We start from the raw sequence: 17284 nt of genomic DNA on the forward strand, positions 1-17284 counted from the left end.
TCCTAGTTTGCTCTTTGATTTTCATTGAGTATGAGTTTAACGGTTGTCAATTTTCTCTGGATAAAGGTCGTGTTGGAAGAGACGTTGTTCTGCTAAGCCTTCATACTTAGTTCCAGGCTTACCGTAGTTGTAGTAGGGGTCAATTGAGATGCCACCGCGCGGTGTGAATTTTCCCCAAACTTCTAAATAACGAGGGTCTAGCAAATTGACCAAGTCTTTCCCGATGGTGTTGATACAGTTTTCGTGGAAATCTCCGTGGTTTCGGTAGCTAAAGAGGTAGAGTTTGAGGGATTTTGACTCAACACAGAGCTTGTCAGGGATGTAGGAAATATAGATAGTTGCAAAGTCTGGCTGAGCAGTGATTGGGCACAGTGAGGTAAATTCAGGGCAGTTAAATTTGATGAAATAGTCATTTTCCACATGACGATTGTCAAAGGATTCGAGGACTTCTGGTTGATATTCAAAAATGTAGTTGGTTTCTTTGTTGCCGAGGAGGCTTAGGTTTTTCATTTCTTCTTGTTGTGACATGATTTTTTCTTTCTAATCTTAAACACCACGTTGGTTGTCGTAGAGGAGGGTATGCAGTTGAGGAAGGACGCGGACATTGCCCCAGCTATCGTCTGCAGCGATGCGTTCCCAAAGTTCTTTGAGACGGTCCAGTTGGTCTTGGACAATATTACCCGTAGCCTTGGGCTCAGGGTTTCCAGCCGATAAGAAGAGGACATCTGGTTGGTAACGTTCTTGTATGCCTTTAGCAAAGGCCAAATCTGCATCATCAAAGACAGGGATTTTAAAGGTGACCTTGTCTGGATCTAGTTGGGAAACGATAAAGTCCAAGGTCTCAAAGTTGACTTCCATCTTGGATGAAGGAGGTTTGGGACTGAGAGTAACTTGGTCGATGTTTTTTAACCAATTTTGCCAGCGGGAGCCTTGGGTCTCAACAGCCAGAGTGACACCACGTTCCTTGAGTTTAGTGACGAGTTCAGCCATGTTGGCTGCTAGGATAGCAGGATTTCCCCCAGATAGGGTTACATAGTCGTAGCTCCCCAATTTATCCAAGGCAGCAATGACCTCGTCAGCAGTCATACGAGTTGGCTTTTCAGAACCATCCCAAGTAAAGGCAGAATCGCACCAGTCGCAGTGGTAGTCGCAACCTGCAGTACGGACAAACATGGTTTTTTGCCCAATTGCACGGCCTTCACCTTGAAAGGTTGGCCCAAAAATTTCCAGAACTGGTAGTTTGAGGACACGTTCCCTAGTCATCTAACCACTCCCGTCTAAACTCTGCAAAGGCAGTCGGAGTCTCATAGAGGCGAACGTATTCCAAACGGAGACCACGTTCGTCTGGCAACTCTTGGTTCATGGTTTGGAAAATCCAGTAAACCATATTTTCAGCAGTCGTGTTCATATAGGGAAGAGTTTCATTGAGATAGCGATGATCCAAGTGGGGTTCTAAGTAGTTCTTGTAGATGGCTTTGATATCTCCAAAATCGTAGGCCATGCCACGTTCATCTAAAAATCCACTGACAGCAATCTGCAGACGATAGGTGTGGCCATGAAGGGATTTGCATTTTCCCTCATAGTGAAAGAGGTGGTGGGCAGCATCAAAGGTAAACTCTTTTGATACCAAGGTTCTGTGAGGATTGTAGACAAGAGACTCCCCGGTTTCCTGTTTGATTTCTTTGGGTGCAAAAAACATTAGGCCTCTCCTTTCTGTGAGAGATAAACATCAAGACCATGTTGACGTAGGTGGCAGGCTGGGCAATCTCCACAGCCACTTCCGATAATCCCGTTGTAGCAGGTTAAGGTCTTTTCACGAACATAGTCAAAGGCACCGAGTTGGTCGGATAATTCCCAAGTTTCAGCCTTATCTAGCCACATGAGAGGTGTTTGGATAACAAAGTCGTAATCCATGGCAAGGTTGAGGGTAACATTAAGGGATTTGACAAAGACATCTCGACAATCGGGGTAGCCTGAGAAGTCTGTCTCGCAGACACCTGTCACGATATCTTTAATGCCTCGTTGCTTAGCAAGAACTGCCGCAAAGGATAGAAAGAGGTGGTTGCGACCGTCAACAAAAGTATTGGGAACCTCTCCCTCTTTTTGCTCAATCTCTAGATCAGAAGTCAAGGCGTTTTCAGTGATTTGCCCCAGCAGAGACATATCTAGGATATGATGACGAATCCCCTGTTCCTTGGCGATTTCTCTAGCAACTTGAATTTCGAGATGATGGCGTTGGCCGTAGGCAAAGGTAACGGCTTCGACCGTTTCATAGTGTTCTTTAGCCCAAAAGAGGCAGGTTGTAGAATCTTGACCGCCACTAAAGACGACCAAGGCTGATTGACGTTTCATAATACTCCTTCCAAAATGGGGAATGTTCAGAGCACGCAAAAAGCTCCCTTGAGGGAGCTAAAAAATACCAAGTAGAGGTTTTTTTTAGCGATGGCATGTCCCAAACATCGTAATATTCTATCTACAGTCTAGCATATTTTTTGAAAAATGGCAAAGGGCAAGAAAAAAGAGACCAAAGAAAGTACTTGGTCTCTAATATGATTAGCTCAATTCAGCAACGATGGCCTTGATTTGTTCTGCTGTATGAACACCTGCAACTTGTTTCACTACTTGGCCGTCTTTTTTGAAGAGAAGAGTTGGGATAGACATGATTCCAAAAGCACGAGCTGTGTTTGGATTTTCATCAACATCCATTTTAACGATTTTCAAGACATCTTCTGAAAGTTCTTCAGACAATTTATCCAAGATTGGACCTTGCATACGACATGGACCACACCAAGTTGCCCAGAAGTCTACCAAGACCAAACCGTCTTTTGTTTCTTGTTCAAATGTTGCATCTGTAATTGCTTTTGCCATTGTATTTCTCCTTTTTTAGTTATATTGGCTTAAATCTTGTTTCATGAGATAGAAGAAGACATCTCCATAAGTCCCATGGTAGTCCAAATCATGACCGTTGTATGTTAATTTTTGGACAGGATAGTAGTCTGCGACGCCGATAAGGCAAGCTTGTTGCGAACGATCAAAGTCTTCATAAGAATCGAAGGTTACAGTTCTTTCGTTCTTGCTGGCATCTAGATAGGTAATTTCAATCATGTTTAAAACTCCTTTGTTTAATGATGATTTCATTTTACTCCTTGTAAAAGAGAATGTCAAGAAAAATGATTGCGCACGCAACTTTTTCTAAAATCATCTTAAATCAAGAAATCCAAACCAGTTTCCAAGCTTGCTTCGACAGCCTTTTGTAGAGAGGCCAGTGTCTTTTGCCCATCACTTGTCAGGCAGATAAAACTAGAGCGTCTATCTTGATCACAACACCTGCGACTAAGCAGACCGCAATTTTTGGCTTCCAAGCGAGCCACCATCCGAGAAACAGCGCTCGGGCTCAGATGAAGTTTATCTGGCAGGTCAATTTGGCGTAGAGATTTTTCTTGAGTCAAGTCCAGATAGTAGAGCAGGTAGAACTCTTTCAAGGTCAGACTTTGCTCGCTCTGCTGGCAAATAGTCTCTTCCAAGAGACTTTCAATTTCTTTCTGACGCCGATTGAAGTCAAACCATTTTTCTAAATAGGTCATAGTATCTCCTTTCTTTTTAGAGTTATAAGATAGAAGAATGTCCATTAACGGACAGTCTCTGCATCACAAGATGAATGCGCATGCAATAATTATACTACTTTTCAAAAGAGCTGGCAAGAAAGACGCAGGCATCTTTTATCCTAAATCATGCCTGTTTTCACAAGTCAAGAATTGTTTGTATCCCCTTTCCTTTCTAATTTTTATTATCCCTTGTGCATTTCCTTGAAATTTTCTGAAAAAAGAGTAAACTGGTATGCAAGAAGTCTATTTCGTGGAGTATAGGATGAAATTATATGTTCAATTAATGATTCTCTTTGTGATTTCTCTAATCGGAGAGGGGATCTCTAGTTTCTTTCATTTGCCCATCCCAGGCAGTATTATCGGTTTGATTATTCTCTTTCTAGCCCTACAATTCAAGTGGCTGAGAACTAGGCATGTCAATATGGTGGGGAATTTCTTGCTGGCCAATATGACCATTCTCTTTTTGCCGCCAGCAGTGGGAATCATGGAGAAGTTTGATGTGATTGCTCCCTATCTTTTGCCAATTGTTTTGATTGTCTTTTTTGCAGCAGTCATCAATATTATCCTCATAGCCTTGGTAGTTCAGTTTATCAAACGACGGTTTGAGGGAGATTATGAGAAAGGAGATGCCAAATGAGTGAATTTGTTTCCAATCCCCTGTTTGGGATTGCCCTGTCTATCCTAGCTTATCTAGTAGGAATGCTGATTTACAGACGTTTTCCCCATCCATTGACAACTCCCTTGCTTTTGTCAGCTGTTTTCATTATCATCTTTCTAAAGGTGACGGGTATTTCTTACCAAGATTACTACCAAGGTGGGGTTTATTTGAACAACTTGATTGTTCCATCGACCGTGGCTCTAGGGATTCCGCTTTATAAGAGTTTTCACTTGATGAAGCACCATGCACGGAGTATTCTCTTTGGTAGTCTGTTAGCAGTAGTTGTCAATACCTCTTTCACAGCCTTTGTAGCTAAGATTTTTGGAATGGACTTTTTCCTAGCCATTTCTCTCTTTCCTAAGTCAGTAACAACCGCTATGGCAGTGGGAATCACAGAAAAATTGCAAGGCTTGACGACCGTGACTTTGGTGGTTGTAGTGGCAACTGGGATTTTAACCAGTGTCATCGGCCCAACCCTTTTGAAGTGGTTGAAAATTGACGACCCAGTAGCAGTTGGTCTTTCCCTTGGAGGAACAGGTCATGCAGTCGGAACAGGGACAGCCTTCCGATACGGCTCTGTAGCAGGAGCCATGGGTGGCTTGGCTATCGGTGTCACAGGTATTCTCTATGTCTTTGTCAGCCCTATTGTAGCCAGTTTGATATTGAGTTAAATCAAAACCCAGCTTTCTAGCTGGGCATTTTTTATTGCAAATTAACCTTATTTCTCAAAATATAGTAGGTTCCGAGATAAAAGATAGCTATGAATATGAGTTCTTCAACAATGCCTACGCTTGCTCCCATATAGAAATTATCATTGAATCCTGCAAGTGAATTAATATAGAAGTTAGTACTGGTATTGAAGAAAACTTCAATAAATCCAATGACGATTTGGATACCGATGTAGGCTGCAACAGCGAGTGCTGTACGGTATTCATTGAAAAGTTGTCCGATGGAAATAGCCAAGTAGATGCAGAGGATTCCAGAAATGGTATTTAGTAGGAAGGATAAGACAGTAAGACCAAAGCCGGTAAAATGTTCTGCAACAAATGACAGAAGAGTAGAAAGTTGAACTTCATCAGAATTTGTTGATAATAAGATAATATAGACACATAGGAGTAAGACAGCAGTGCTAATCAACGACCAGATAAAGGCACCGATTAGTTTGGCTGTGATGATATGGTGTTCAGAAACTGGCAAGGTTAAAGTCAGATAGCCTTGTCGGTCATAGACACTTCCTTTGAATCGTTTAATAATCAAGAAGATAGTTGAAATCACAAGTGTAACCATCAAACCACCAAAGACAGTAGATAGAAAAAAAAGTAGAACAGATAGATTTTTTTCAGGTAGTTTGATTAAGGATTGTGTCTGAATTCCAATAAGAACAGAGAGGAAGAGAACAGCACCATAAAGAGCTAAATACCACTTGTTAACATTTTTAAATTCGTAGCGAACTAAATTCCAAAACATAATAATCTCCTTTGCTTAGGCCTTAAATTCCTGACGGAAGAGTTGGTCAATGGATTCACCTGACTCATAGCGAATATCATCTACATTTCCTTGACGGACGACTTTTCCGTCTTTGAGGAAAACAATTTCATCCAAGATTGGCTCGATATCAGAAATCAAGTGGGTAGAAATCAAAACGGTAGAAGTTGGTGAGTAGTTATTGATAATGGTATTGAGGATATACTCACGGGCTGCTGGGTCCACTCCACCAATGGGTTCGTCTAGAACGTAGAGACGAGCATCACGGCTCATAACCAAAATCAGTTGTACCTTTTCCTTGTTTCCTTTTGATAGTTTCTTGAGACGACTATTTTCATCAATACCTAGGTCTGCAAGTAGATGATGGGCACGTTCCAGATTGAAATCTTTATAGAAGGTCTTGAAGTAGGTTAGGGCTTCTTTGACCTTCATTTGCTCATTGAGATAGGTCGTATCAGGCAAATACGCTACGATGGCCTTGGTTGCTGGACTTGGGTCCATATCGTTGATAAGGACACGTCCTTGATCTGGTTGTAAGAGGCCATTGATTAGTTTAATCAGGGTTGTTTTTCCTGAACCGTTTGGCCCAAGGAGACCAACAATTTTTCCAGCTGGAATGTCAAGAGAAACATTTTCAAGGGCTGGGGTTGCTCCATAAGATTTGGATACATTTTCAAATGCTAGTAATGACATAGGCTTAAACTCCTTTAATATAATCGCCGACTACGCCTGGTAGTTCTTCTTTTTCATAGCCAAAATGGGTCATGGAGGAAACGAAGTGTTCCAATTCTTCTTCTGATAATTGTTTGCGCGATTGGGTGATTAGCTCCTTATCCTCAGTCACAAATCGTCCAGTTGTACGCTTACTGTAGACAAATCCTTCTCGTTCGAGGTCTGACAAGGCTCTTTGGATGGTGTTTGGATTGACACCGGCCTCGCTAGCCAGCTCTCTCACGGTTGGAAGTTGTTGATTGGGTTCCAGTGTATGGGAAACAATCTGAAGCTTGATTTTCTCCATAATCTGTAAATAAATGGGTTTTTTATTGTCAAATGTCCAGGACATCTTGGTCTCCTTTCTTTTATCCTTTTGTCTTAATTAAATAATACAACAAAACAAAAAACTTGTCAAGCAAAAAGAAGAATTGTTTTGGGAATCGTTTAAAAAATGGTATAATGAAAAGAAAACGATAAGGAGGGAAAGGATGCGTTGTCCAAAATGTGGGGCTACCAAGTCAAGTGTTATCGATAGTCGCCAAGCAGAAGAAGGGAACACCATTCGTAGAAGACGTGAGTGCGACGAATGCCAGCACCGTTTTACAACCTACGAACGAGTAGAAGAAAGAACCTTAGTGGTTGTTAAAAAAGATGGCACACGGGAACAATTCTCCAGAGATAAAATCTTTAATGGGATTATCCGCTCAGCCCAGAAACGTCCTGTGTCAAGTGATGAAATCAACATGGTAGTCAATCGTATCGAACAGAAACTCCGTGGTCGAAATGAAAATGAAATTCAAAGTGAGGACATTGGTTCACTCGTCATGGAGGAGTTGGCTGAGTTAGATGAGATTACCTATGTACGTTTTGCCAGTGTCTATCGTAGTTTTAAGGATGTCAGTGAGCTAGAGAGCTTGCTCCAACAAATCACCCAGTCCTCTAAAAAGAAAAAGGAAAGATAAATGAAGCCAATTGACCGTTTTTCTTATCTAAAGAATAATCGGGTGTCGCAAGATACCTCATCTCTGGTACAGTGCTACCTCCCGATTATCGGTCAGGAGGCACTGAGCCTTTATCTTTATACAATCAGTTTTTGGGATAATGGTAGAAAGGAATACCTCTTTTCAAGCATTCTCAATCATCTCAACTTTGGGATGGATAGACTGATAAAATCCCTGAAAATCCTATCTGCTTTCAATCTCTTAACACTCTATCAAAAAGGGGATACCTATCAGCTAGCCCTCCATGCTCCTCTATCTAGTCAGGACTTCTTAGAACATCCTGTTTATCGCAGACTTTTGGAGAAAAAGATTGGCGATGCAGCGGTGGAGGATTTGAAGGTTGAAAGTGCTGACGGTGAAGTAATACCCGTCTCACTCAATCAAGTCTTTCCAGATTTGGCAGAACTAGGAAGTCAAGAAGACCTTGGTTTCAAGAAGAAAGTGGCCAACGATTTTGACTTGGACCATTTTCGTCAGCTGATGGCTCGAGATGGACTTCGCTTTGCGGATGAGCAGTCCGATGTCTTAAACCTCTTTGCCATCGCCGAGGAGAAGAAATGGACTTGGTTTGAGACCTATCAATTGGCCAAGTCAACAGCTGTTTCCCAGGTTATTTCAACCAAACGCATGCGGGAAAAAATCGCTCAAAAACCGATTTCTTCTGACTTTAATCCTAAGGAAGCAACCATTATCAAAGAAGCCAAAAGTAAAACTGCCCTGCAGTTCTTGGCAGAAATCAAGCAAACACGCAAGGGAACCATTACCCAAACAGAAAGAGACCTCTTGCAACAGATGGCTAGCTTGGGCTTACTGGACGAAGTCATCAATATCATTCTCTTGTTGACCTTTAATAAGGTAGATTCGGCAAATATCAATGAGAAATATGCCATGAAAGTAGCCAATGACTATGCCTATCAAAAGATTCATTCGGCAGAAGAGGCAGTCATGCGAATCCGTGAGCGAGGGCAGAAGAGCCAGGCTCAAAAGACTAGTAAACCGAGTCCTACCAAGTCCAATGTACCCAAGTGGAGCAATCCAGATTATAAAAATGAAACCAGCGAGGAAACTCGTCTGGAACTAGAACGTAAGAAACAAGAACTATTAGCTCGATTAGAAAAAGGAGGAGATTAGATGGAAAGTGTCGGAGACGTACTCAAGCGTCAACCTAGCCGTTTTCATTATCAAGATTTGGTCCAGAAAATCATGAAGGATCCTGATGTTGCGGCCTTTATCCAGCAAGAATCCCTGACTCCAGAGGAATTAAATCGCAGTATCTCCAAGTTTAATCAGTACATCACCGAGCGAGACAAGTTTCTTCGTGGGGATACGGATTATATTGCCAAAGGCTACAAGCCGATTTTGGTTATGAATCATGGCTATGCGGATGTTTCTTACGAAGAAACTCCTGAACTAATTGCAGCGGAAAAGGAAGCGGCTATTAAGAACCGTCTCAAGTTAATCAATCTGCCAGCTAGTCTTAAAAAAGTAAGTTTTGCGGATGTTGATGCAGATGATGAGAAACGTTTCACTGTTTTTCAACGTTTGGTTGAATTTTCAGAAGCCTATCCTCATGTCCGTAAAGGTCTCTATCTCTATGGAGACTTTGGAGTTGGAAAGAGCTTTATGGTGGCTGCCCTAGCCCATGATTTATCAGAAAAACGTGGTGTTTCATCCACTCTCCTCCACTATCCTAGCTTTGTCATTGATGTCAAAAATGCTATCGGTGATGGCAATGTCAAGACCTTGGTGGATGAGCTTAAGCTTTCTGAAGTCCTGATTTTAGATGATATTGGTGCCGAGCAATCAACACCTTGGGTGCGTGATGAAATCCTGCAGGTCATTCTCCAATATCGGATGCAGGAAAATTTACCGACCTTTTTCACTTCTAACTTCAACTTTGAAGAATTGGAGCAGCATTTCGCTAAAGGGAAACATGGAAATGACGAAACCTGGGAAGCCAGACGCGTCATGGAACGCATCCGTTATTTGGCTGAGGAGACTCGTTTAGAAGGAGTAAACCGTCGATGACAGAAACGATTAAACTGATGAAAGCTCATAAGTCTGTTCGAAGATTTAAGGAACAAGTCCTTCCTCAAGAAGACTTGACTGAAATCCTGACAGCAGCCCAGATGGCCTCGTCTTGGAAGAATTTCCAATCCTACTCTGTGATTGTGGTACGAAGTCAAGAAAAGAAAGATGCCTTGTATGAATTGGTGCCTCAAGAAGCCATTCGCCAGTCAGCTGTTTTTCTTCTCTTTGTCGGGGATTTGAACCGAGCAGAAAAGGGAGCACGACTCCATACGGATACCTTCCAACCTCAAGGTGTAGAAGGTCTCTTGATTAGTTCGGTCGATGCGGCCCTTGCAGGTCAAAATGCCCTGCTTGCAGCTGAGAGCTTGGGCTATGGTGGTGTCATTATTGGCTTGGTGCGGTACAAGTCAGAAGAAGTAGCAGAACTCTTTAATTTGCCTGACTACACCTATCCTGTCTTTGGGATGGCACTAGGACTACCAAATGAAGAACATGAAGTCAAACCTCGCTTGCCATTGCATCAAGTGGTGTTTGAGGAAGAATATCAAGAACAGTCAACTGAGGCAATCGAAGCTTATGACCGTGTACAGGCTGACTATGCTGGAGCGCGTGCGACCACAAGCTGGAGTCAGCGTCTAGCAGAACAGTTTGGTCAAGCTGAACCAAACTCAACTAGAAAAAATCTTGAACAGAAGAAGTTATTGTAGAAAGTGAGAAATTATGGCCCTACCAACTATTGCCATTGTAGGACGTCCCAATGTTGGGAAATCAACCCTATTTAATCGGATCGCTGGTGAGCGAATCTCCATTGTAGAGGATGTCGAAGGCGTGACACGTGACCGTATCTATGCAACGGGTGAGTGGCTCAATCGTTCTTTTAGCATGATTGATACAGGAGGAATCGATGATGTCGATGCTCCTTTCATGGAACAAATCAAGCACCAGGCAGAAATTGCCATGGAAGAAGCAGATGTTATCGTCTTTGTCGTGTCTGGTAAGGAAGGAATTACTGATGCAGACGAATACGTAGCCCGTAAGCTTTATAAGACCCACAAACCAGTTATCCTCGCAGTTAACAAGGTGGACAACCCTGAGATGCGAAATGATATCTATGATTTCTATGCTCTTGGTTTGGGTGAACCACTGCCTATCTCATCTGTCCATGGGATTGGTACAGGGGATGTGCTAGATGCTATCGTAGAAAATCTTCCAAATGAATATGAGGAAGAAAACCCAGATGTCATTAAGTTTAGCTTGATTGGTCGTCCCAACGTTGGAAAATCAAGCTTGATCAATGCTATTTTGGGAGAAGACCGTGTCATTGCCAGTCCAGTTGCTGGAACAACGCGTGACGCTATTGATACCCACTTTACAGATACAGATGGTCAAGAGTTTACCATGATTGATACGGCTGGTATGCGTAAGTCTGGGAAGGTTTATGAAAATACCGAGAAATATTCTGTCATGCGTGCCATGCGTGCGATTGACCGTTCAGATGTGGTCTTGATGGTCATCAATGCGGAAGAAGGTATTCGTGAATACGATAAGCGTATCGCAGGATTTGCCCATGAAGCTGGTAAAGGGATGATTATCGTGGTCAACAAGTGGGATACACTTGAAAAAGACAACCACACTATGAAAAACTGGGAAGAAGATATCCGTGAGCAGTTCCAATATCTACCTTACGCACCGATTATCTTTGTATCAGCTTTGACCAAGCAACGTCTCCACAAACTTCCTGAGATGATCAAGCAAATCAGCGAAAGTCAAAATACACGTATTCCATCAGCCGTCTTGAACGATGTGATTATGGATGCTATTGCCATTAACCCAACACCGACAGACAAAGGGAAACGCCTTAAGATTTTCTATGCGACCCAAGTGGCAACTAAACCACCAACCTTTGTCATCTTTGTCAACGAAGAAGAACTCATGCACTTTTCTTACCTGCGTTTCTTGGAAAATCAAATCCGCAAGGCCTTTGTCTTTGAAGGAACACCGATTCATCTCATCGCAAGAAAACGTAAATAAAAAAGCAGAATCTGGAATGACATTTCCAGATTTTTTTGATAGAATGAAGTTGAAGAAAGCGCTATCAAAAAGAGGTGTTGATGATGGAACATTTGTTTAAATTGTTAATCTTATTACCCTGTTTTTACTTTTTCAGCTGGATTGAAAAGGCCAACATAGATAGTAAATTTTTCCCAATTTTTTACTATTTTTACTGGATTTACATCACCCTCTATGCTCTTTTTAGCCTTGCTTGGACAGTTTTTTCAGTCCTGCTTTTCAATATCGTCTTGAGAAATGTGGCAGATATCAAGCTTTGGGGCATTTGGCTATTATTACTATTTATTGCTTTTGCTAGTGACTGGTTAGACTATATCTGTTTCAAAAAAATGTTTCGCTTGAGACGGGAACTAGGGAAGTCTAACGGTGGAAGGCATTGATTTATACTCTTCGAAAATCTCTTTAAACCACGTCAACGTCGTCTTGGATTATATATGTAACTGACTTCGTTAGTTCTATCTGCAACCTCAAAACTGTGTTTTGAGCTGACTTCGTCAGTCTTATCTACAACCTCAAAGCAGTGCTTTGAGCAACCTACGGCTAGTTTCCTAGTTTGCTCTTTGATTTTCATTTAGTATTATATTACTTTCTATTTGTAGGAGGTGGCTTATGGAACATCTAAAATCATTTATTACACGCTATTCTAAGGTCTATATTGGTTTAGTTCTGTTGATCTGGATTGCTTTCTTCTTTGTCCCTTGGGATAAAGAAGTTCTGGGGATATCTATCAATCTCTTCAATATGCAGAAAGTCTTGCTAGTTTTTGGTATTCTGTCTATTTTGATGGCCTTGCTGTCCAAGAAAGTCAGTCTCTTTGTTTTTGGATTGATCTGCTGTTTTTCTCTTTGGATAAATCTATTTATCCTATTTGCGATTTTGCCGATTTTTGTTGGCAATTAAATCATCATAAAAGTCAGAGAGGTTAGCTTGGAAACTAGCCTCTTTTTCCTTTTCAAAATGGGGATTCTTCCTTGAAAATAATCAGTAATTGTGCTAAAATTAAAAGAACATTCTAAAATATTCGGAATTTAAAGTAAGGAAAAACATGGCTAATATTTTAAAAACAATTATCGAAAATGATAAAGGAGAAATCCGTCGTCTGGAAAAGATGGCTGACAAGGTTTTCAAATACGAAGACCAAATGGCTGCTTTGACAGATGACCAACTAAAAGCAAAAACAGTTGAATTTAAAGAACGTTATCAAAATGGAGAATCACTGGATTCACTGCTTTATGAAGCATTTGCGGTTGTCCGTGAGGGTGCCAAACGTGTCCTAGGTCTCTTTCCATATAAGGTTCAGGTCATGGGAGGGATCGTTCTTCACCATGGTGACGTGCCAGAGATGCGTACAGGGGAAGGGAAAACCTTGACTGCGACTATGCCGGTATACCTCAATGCCCTTTCAGGCAAAGGGGTTCACGTAGTTACGGTCAATGAATACCTGTCAGAACGTGACGCGACTGAGATGGGTGAATTGTACTCATGGCTTGGTTTGTCAGTAGGGATTAACTTGGCTGCCAAATCTCCAATGGAGAAAAAAGAAGCCTATGAGTGTGATATTACCTACTCAACTAACTCAGAAATCGGATTTGACTACCTTCGCGACAACATGGTCGTTCGCGCTGAAAACATGGTACAACGTCCGCTTAACTATGCCTTGGTCGATGAGGTTGACTCAATCTTGATTGACGAGGCCCGTACACCTTTGATCGTATCAGGTGCTAACGCAGTTGAAACCAGTCAGCTCTACCACATGGCAGACCACTATGTAAAATCTTTGGACAAAGACGACTACATCATCGATGTGCAGTCTAAGACTATTGGTTTGTCTGATTCAGGGATTGACAAGGCTGAAAGCTACTTCAAACTTGAAAACCTCTATGACATCGAAAACGTAGCTTTGACTCACTTTATCGATAACGCCCTTCGTGCCAACTACATCATGCTTCTCGATATTGACTATGTGGTGAGCGAAGAACAAGAAATCTTGATCGTTGACCAATTTACAGGTCGTACCATGGAAGGTCGTCGTTATTCTGATGGCTTGCACCAAGCTATTGAAGCTAAAGAAGGTGTGCCAATTCAGGATGAAACCAAGACATCTGCCTCAATCACCTACCAAAACCTTTTCCGTATGTACAAGAAATTGTCTGGTATGACGGGTACAGGTAAGACTGAGGAAGAAGAATTCCGTGAAATTTACAACATTCGTGTTATTCCAATCCCAACCAACCGTCCTGTTCAACGTATTGACCACTCAGACCTTCTTTATGCAAGTATTGAGGCTAAGTTTAAGGCAGTTGTCGAAGATGTTAAGGCTCGTTACCAAAAAGGTCAGCCTGTCTTGGTTGGTACAGTAGCGGTTGAAACTAGTGACTACATTTCTAAGAAATTGGTCGCAGCTGGCGTTCCTCACGAAGTCTTGAACGCAAAAAACCACTATAAAGAAGCTCAAATCATTATGAATGCTGGTCAACGTGGTGCTGTTACCATTGCGACTAACATGGCCGGTCGTGGTACCGACATCAAGCTTGGTGAAGGGGTTCGCGAACTTGGAGGACTTTGTGTTATTGGTACAGAACGCCATGAAAGCCGTCGTATCGATAACCAGCTTCGTGGACGTTCAGGTCGTCAAGGAGACCCAGGTGAGTCACAATTCTACCTATCTCTTGAAGATGACTTGATGAAACGTTTTGGTTCTGAACGCTTGAAGGGAATCTTTGAACGTCTCAACATGTCTGAAGAGGCGATTGAGTCTCGTATGTTGACACGTCAGGTTGAGGCAGCGCAAAAACGTGTTGAAGGAAATAACTACGATACTCGTAAACAAGTCCTTCAATACGATGACGTCATGCGTGAACAACGTGAAATTATCTACGCTCAACGTTACGACGTCATCACTGCAGATCGTGACTTGGCACCTGAAATTCAGGCTATGATCAAACGCACGATTGGTCGTGTCGTTGATGGTCATGCGCGTGCCAAACAAGATGAAAAACTAGAGGCAATTTTGAACTTTGCTAAGTACAACTTGCTTCCAGAAGATTCTATTACGATGGAAGACTTGTCAGGCTTGTCTGATAAGGCCATCAAGGAAGAGCTTTTCCAACGTGCCTTGCAAGTTTACGATAGTCAGGTTTCAAAACTACGCGATGAAGAAGCAGTCAAGGAATTCCAAAAAGTCTTGATTCTACGAGTGGTGGATAACAAGTGGACAGATCATATCGATGCCCTCGATCAATTGCGTAACGCGGTTGGGCTTCGTGGCTATGCTCAGAACAACCCTGTTGTTGAGTATCAGGCAGAAGGTTTCCGTATGTTTAATGACATGATTGGTTCGATTGAGTTTGATGTGACACGTTTGATGATGAAAGCCCAAATTCATGAACAAGAAAGACCACAAGCAGAACACCATATCAGTACAACAGCGACTCGCAATATCGCTGCCCACCAAGCAAATATGCCTGAAAATCTGGATTTGAGCCAGATTGGACGGAATGAACTTTGCCCATGTGGTTCTGGTAAGAAGTTTAAAAACTGTCACGGTAAAAGACAATAAAATGAGATAGTTTAGAGGCGGATACCTTGTGAAAAGTAAATTTTTACTTGGTATCCGTTTGATTTATAAGGAGATGAGTTATGGTATTTACAGCAAAAAGTCCTAAAATTAATATTGAAGAAGTTCGTGCCTTATCAAAATTAGAAGGCCAAGCTTTGGAGAGAAAATCTCAGCGCGATCAAGAGCTAGAAGCCATTATACGTGGAGAAGACCAGCGGATTCTCTTGGTAATTGGGCCATGCTCATCTGACAATGAAGAAGCTGTTCTTGAGTACGCTAAGCGTTTGGCAGCTTTGCAAGAAGAAGTAGCAGACCGTATCTTTATGGTTATGCGTGTTTATACTGCTAAACCCCGTACCAACGGAGATGGCTATAAGGGCTTGATTCATCAGCCTAATGCGACAGAAGCGCCTAGTCTTATCAATGGAATAAAAGCTGTTCGCCATCTTCATTATCGTGTTATCACAGAAACAGGTATGACAACAGCTGATGAAATGCTTTATCCTGAAAATCTTCCGCTTGTGGATGATTTGATTTCTTACATGGCGGTTGGTGCTCGTTCGGTTGAAGACCAGCAACACCGCTTTGTGGCAAGCGGGGCAGATTTCGCGACTGGCTTTAAAAATCCAACCTCTGGAAATCTCAATGTTATGTTTAATGGGATTTATGCTGCTCAAAACAAACAAAGTTTCCTTTTCCTAGGAAAAGAAGTGGAAACAACTGGGAACCCGCTTTCGCACGCCATTCTTCGTGGAGCAATTAATGAGTATGGTAAGAATATTCCTAACTACTACTATGATAATTTGATGGATACCATTGCCCAGTATGAGAAGATGGGCTTGGAAAATCCTTTTATCATCGTCGATACCAATCATGACAATTCTGGTAAGCAACATATGGACCAAATTCGAATTGTCCGCCAGACCTTGATTAACCGTGATTGGAATGAAAAAATCAAGCAGTATGTTCGTGGCTTTATGATTGAGTCTTATCTAGAAGACGGTCGTCAGAACGAACCGGAAGTATTTGGCAAGTCTATCACAGACCCTTGCCTTGGCTGGGAGAATACGGAAGTCCTCGTCAGAGAAATCTACCAAACGTTAGGAGAATAAGATGGCATTTATTGAAAAAGGTCAAGAAATCGATATTGAAGCAATCAAGGCAGAAACTCAATTGTCTGTGGAAGCCTTGCGATTAAAGGATCGTCGTGATAGAGAATTGGCAGACATTATTTCAGGAGAAGATGACCGTATCCTTTTGGTGATTGGTCCTTGCTCTTCTGATAATGAAGAGGCTGTCTTGGAATATGCCCGCCGTTTATCAGCTTTGCAGAAGAAGGTTGCGGACAAGATTTTCATGGTTATGCGTGTTTATACAGCTAAACCACGCACCAACGGAGACGGTTATAAAGGTTTGGTTCACCAGCCAGATACTTCTAAGGCTCCAAGTTTAATTAACGGCTTGCAGGCTGTGCGCCAGTTGCACTACCGCGTGATTACAGAGACTGGTTTGACAACGGCAGATGAGATGCTTTATCCGTCAAATCTGGTCTTGGTAGATGATTTGGTCAGCTACCATGCTGTTGGGGCTCGTTCTGTGGAAGACCAAGAGCACCGCTTTGTGGCTTCAGGAATTGATGCACCAGTCGGAATGAAAAATCCAACCTCTGGAAATCTTGGTGTTATGTTTAATGGCATCTATGCCGCTCAAAATAAACAGACCTTCCTTTTCCATGGGCAAGAAGTTGAGACTTCAGGAAATCCCTTGGCTCACGTCATCCTTCGTGGTGCAGTCAATGAGTATGGGAAAAATGAGCCTAACTTTTACTATGAAACCTTGCTAAATGCCATTGAACGCTATGAAGCCATGGGACTTGAAAATCCCTTTATCCTCATCGATACCAACCATGATAACTCAGGAAAGCAATATATGGAGCAGATTCGAATTGTTCGTCAGACCTTGCAAAATCGTGATTGGAATGAGAAAATCAAAAAGACGGTTAGAGGATTTATGATTGAATCTTACCTAGCAGATGGTCGTCAAAACCAACCAGAGGTCTTTGGTTGCTCTATTACGGATCCTTGCTTGGGTTGGGAAAATACAGAGGCCTTGGTAGAAGAGATTTATGCTACCTTGACAAAATAAGTGAAAAGGATGGAGT

General features: G+C 42.1%; 22 protein-coding genes. 12 read left to right on the forward strand and 10 right to left on the reverse strand.

Annotation, left to right across the window (positions count from 1 at the left end):
- Positions 1-36: 36 nt before the first annotated feature.
- From queF to HMPREF2628_RS03760, 7 genes are all read right to left on the reverse strand, one after another.
- A complete protein-coding gene (gene queF, locus HMPREF2628_RS10880) occupies positions 37-528 on the reverse strand; it encodes a preQ(1) synthase (RefSeq protein ID WP_000082587.1) in 492 nt (163 codons plus the stop codon).
- Positions 529-546: 18 nt separating this feature from the next.
- The gene (queE, locus tag HMPREF2628_RS10885) at positions 547-1263 is read right to left on the reverse strand and encodes a 7-carboxy-7-deazaguanine synthase QueE (protein WP_070842378.1); all 717 of its coding nucleotides are present in this window, start codon (positions 1261-1263) and stop codon (positions 547-549) included.
- A complete protein-coding gene (gene queD, locus HMPREF2628_RS03740) occupies positions 1256-1699 on the reverse strand; it encodes a 6-carboxytetrahydropterin synthase QueD (RefSeq protein ID WP_061425677.1) in 444 nt (147 codons plus the stop codon). The genes queE and queD overlap by 8 nt, the downstream gene beginning before the upstream one ends.
- A complete protein-coding gene (gene queC / locus HMPREF2628_RS03745) occupies positions 1699-2352 on the reverse strand; it encodes a 7-cyano-7-deazaguanine synthase QueC (protein ID WP_049546548.1) in 654 nt (217 codons plus the stop codon). Before queC ends, queD begins: the two co-directional genes overlap by 1 nt.
- A 201-nt stretch (positions 2353-2553) precedes the next feature.
- Positions 2554-2868, reverse strand: a complete 315-nt coding sequence (trxA, locus tag HMPREF2628_RS03750) for a thioredoxin (RefSeq protein ID WP_001029581.1) — start codon at positions 2866-2868, stop codon at positions 2554-2556.
- Between the two features lie 15 nt (positions 2869-2883).
- A complete protein-coding gene (locus tag HMPREF2628_RS03755) occupies positions 2884-3105 on the reverse strand; it encodes a DUF4649 family protein (protein WP_033687231.1) in 222 nt (73 codons plus the stop codon).
- Between the two features lie 98 nt (positions 3106-3203).
- Entirely contained in the window at positions 3204-3584 is a 381-nt protein-coding gene (locus HMPREF2628_RS03760) for a MarR family winged helix-turn-helix transcriptional regulator (protein WP_070842379.1), read from the reverse strand.
- A gap of 283 nt (positions 3585-3867) precedes the next feature.
- Here HMPREF2628_RS03760 and HMPREF2628_RS03765 point away from each other — a divergent pair, with 283 nt between their 5' ends.
- Both HMPREF2628_RS03765 and HMPREF2628_RS03770 read left to right on the forward strand, forming a co-directional pair.
- A complete protein-coding gene (locus HMPREF2628_RS03765) occupies positions 3868-4242 on the forward strand; it encodes a CidA/LrgA family protein (protein ID WP_000781325.1) in 375 nt (124 codons plus the stop codon).
- Entirely contained in the window at positions 4239-4934 is a 696-nt protein-coding gene (locus HMPREF2628_RS03770; RefSeq protein ID WP_070842380.1) for an LrgB family protein, read from the forward strand. Before HMPREF2628_RS03765 ends, HMPREF2628_RS03770 begins: the two co-directional genes overlap by 4 nt.
- 31 nt (positions 4935-4965) lie before the next feature.
- Here HMPREF2628_RS03770 and HMPREF2628_RS03775 read toward each other — a convergent pair whose 3' ends face one another.
- From HMPREF2628_RS03775 to HMPREF2628_RS03785, 3 genes are read right to left on the reverse strand one after another with little or no spacing between them, the layout of a single operon-like run.
- A complete protein-coding gene (locus tag HMPREF2628_RS03775) occupies positions 4966-5730 on the reverse strand; it encodes a hypothetical protein (RefSeq protein WP_070842381.1) in 765 nt (254 codons plus the stop codon).
- Positions 5731-5745: 15 nt separating this feature from the next.
- Positions 5746-6441, reverse strand: coding sequence for an ABC transporter ATP-binding protein (locus HMPREF2628_RS03780; RefSeq protein WP_000054197.1), 696 nt, complete (start codon positions 6439-6441; stop codon positions 5746-5748).
- A gap of 4 nt (positions 6442-6445) precedes the next feature.
- Positions 6446-6811: a GntR family transcriptional regulator gene (locus tag HMPREF2628_RS03785; RefSeq protein ID WP_020901665.1), complete on the reverse strand. Its 366-nt coding sequence runs from the start codon at positions 6809-6811 to the stop codon at positions 6446-6448.
- A gap of 139 nt (positions 6812-6950) precedes the next feature.
- Between HMPREF2628_RS03785 and nrdR the strand changes: the two genes are divergently transcribed.
- The 10 genes from nrdR to HMPREF2628_RS03835 all read left to right on the forward strand — a co-directional run bounded on the left by nrdR (position 6951) and on the right by HMPREF2628_RS03835 (position 17268).
- Positions 6951-7424, forward strand: a complete 474-nt coding sequence (gene nrdR / locus HMPREF2628_RS03790) for a transcriptional regulator NrdR (protein ID WP_001203672.1) — start codon at positions 6951-6953, stop codon at positions 7422-7424.
- Positions 7425-8594, forward strand: a complete 1170-nt coding sequence (locus HMPREF2628_RS03795; protein ID WP_070842382.1) for a replication initiation and membrane attachment family protein — start codon at positions 7425-7427, stop codon at positions 8592-8594.
- Complete coding sequence (gene dnaI / locus HMPREF2628_RS03800; RefSeq protein ID WP_070842383.1) at positions 8595-9491, forward strand: primosomal protein DnaI; 897 nt, start codon at positions 8595-8597, stop codon at positions 9489-9491.
- A complete protein-coding gene (locus tag HMPREF2628_RS03805; RefSeq protein WP_070842384.1) occupies positions 9488-10201 on the forward strand; it encodes an NADPH-dependent oxidoreductase in 714 nt (237 codons plus the stop codon). The genes dnaI and HMPREF2628_RS03805 overlap by 4 nt, the downstream gene beginning before the upstream one ends.
- Positions 10202-10214: 13 nt before the next feature.
- Entirely contained in the window at positions 10215-11525 is a 1311-nt protein-coding gene (der, locus tag HMPREF2628_RS03810) for a ribosome biogenesis GTPase Der (RefSeq protein WP_001207696.1), read from the forward strand.
- 83 nt (positions 11526-11608) lie between these two features.
- Complete coding sequence (locus tag HMPREF2628_RS03815) at positions 11609-11944, forward strand: hypothetical protein (RefSeq protein ID WP_070842398.1); 336 nt, start codon at positions 11609-11611, stop codon at positions 11942-11944.
- A 229-nt stretch (positions 11945-12173) separates the two neighbouring features.
- Complete coding sequence (locus HMPREF2628_RS03820; RefSeq protein ID WP_070842385.1) at positions 12174-12464, forward strand: hypothetical protein; 291 nt, start codon at positions 12174-12176, stop codon at positions 12462-12464.
- 145 nt (positions 12465-12609) lie between these two features.
- A complete protein-coding gene (gene secA / locus HMPREF2628_RS03825; RefSeq protein WP_045611122.1) occupies positions 12610-15123 on the forward strand; it encodes a preprotein translocase subunit SecA in 2514 nt (837 codons plus the stop codon).
- Between the two features lie 80 nt (positions 15124-15203).
- A complete protein-coding gene (locus HMPREF2628_RS03830; protein WP_033676537.1) occupies positions 15204-16235 on the forward strand; it encodes a 3-deoxy-7-phosphoheptulonate synthase in 1032 nt (343 codons plus the stop codon).
- Position 16236: 1 nt separating this feature from the next.
- Positions 16237-17268 (forward strand): 3-deoxy-7-phosphoheptulonate synthase, encoded by a 1032-nt coding sequence (locus HMPREF2628_RS03835; protein WP_070842386.1) that lies wholly within the window; start codon positions 16237-16239, stop codon positions 17266-17268.
- Positions 17269-17284 lie beyond the last annotated feature (16 nt).

This window comes from Streptococcus sp. HMSC063B03 (genome assembly GCF_001836965.1).
Lineage (GTDB): Bacteria > Bacillota > Bacilli > Lactobacillales > Streptococcaceae > Streptococcus > Streptococcus pneumoniae_F.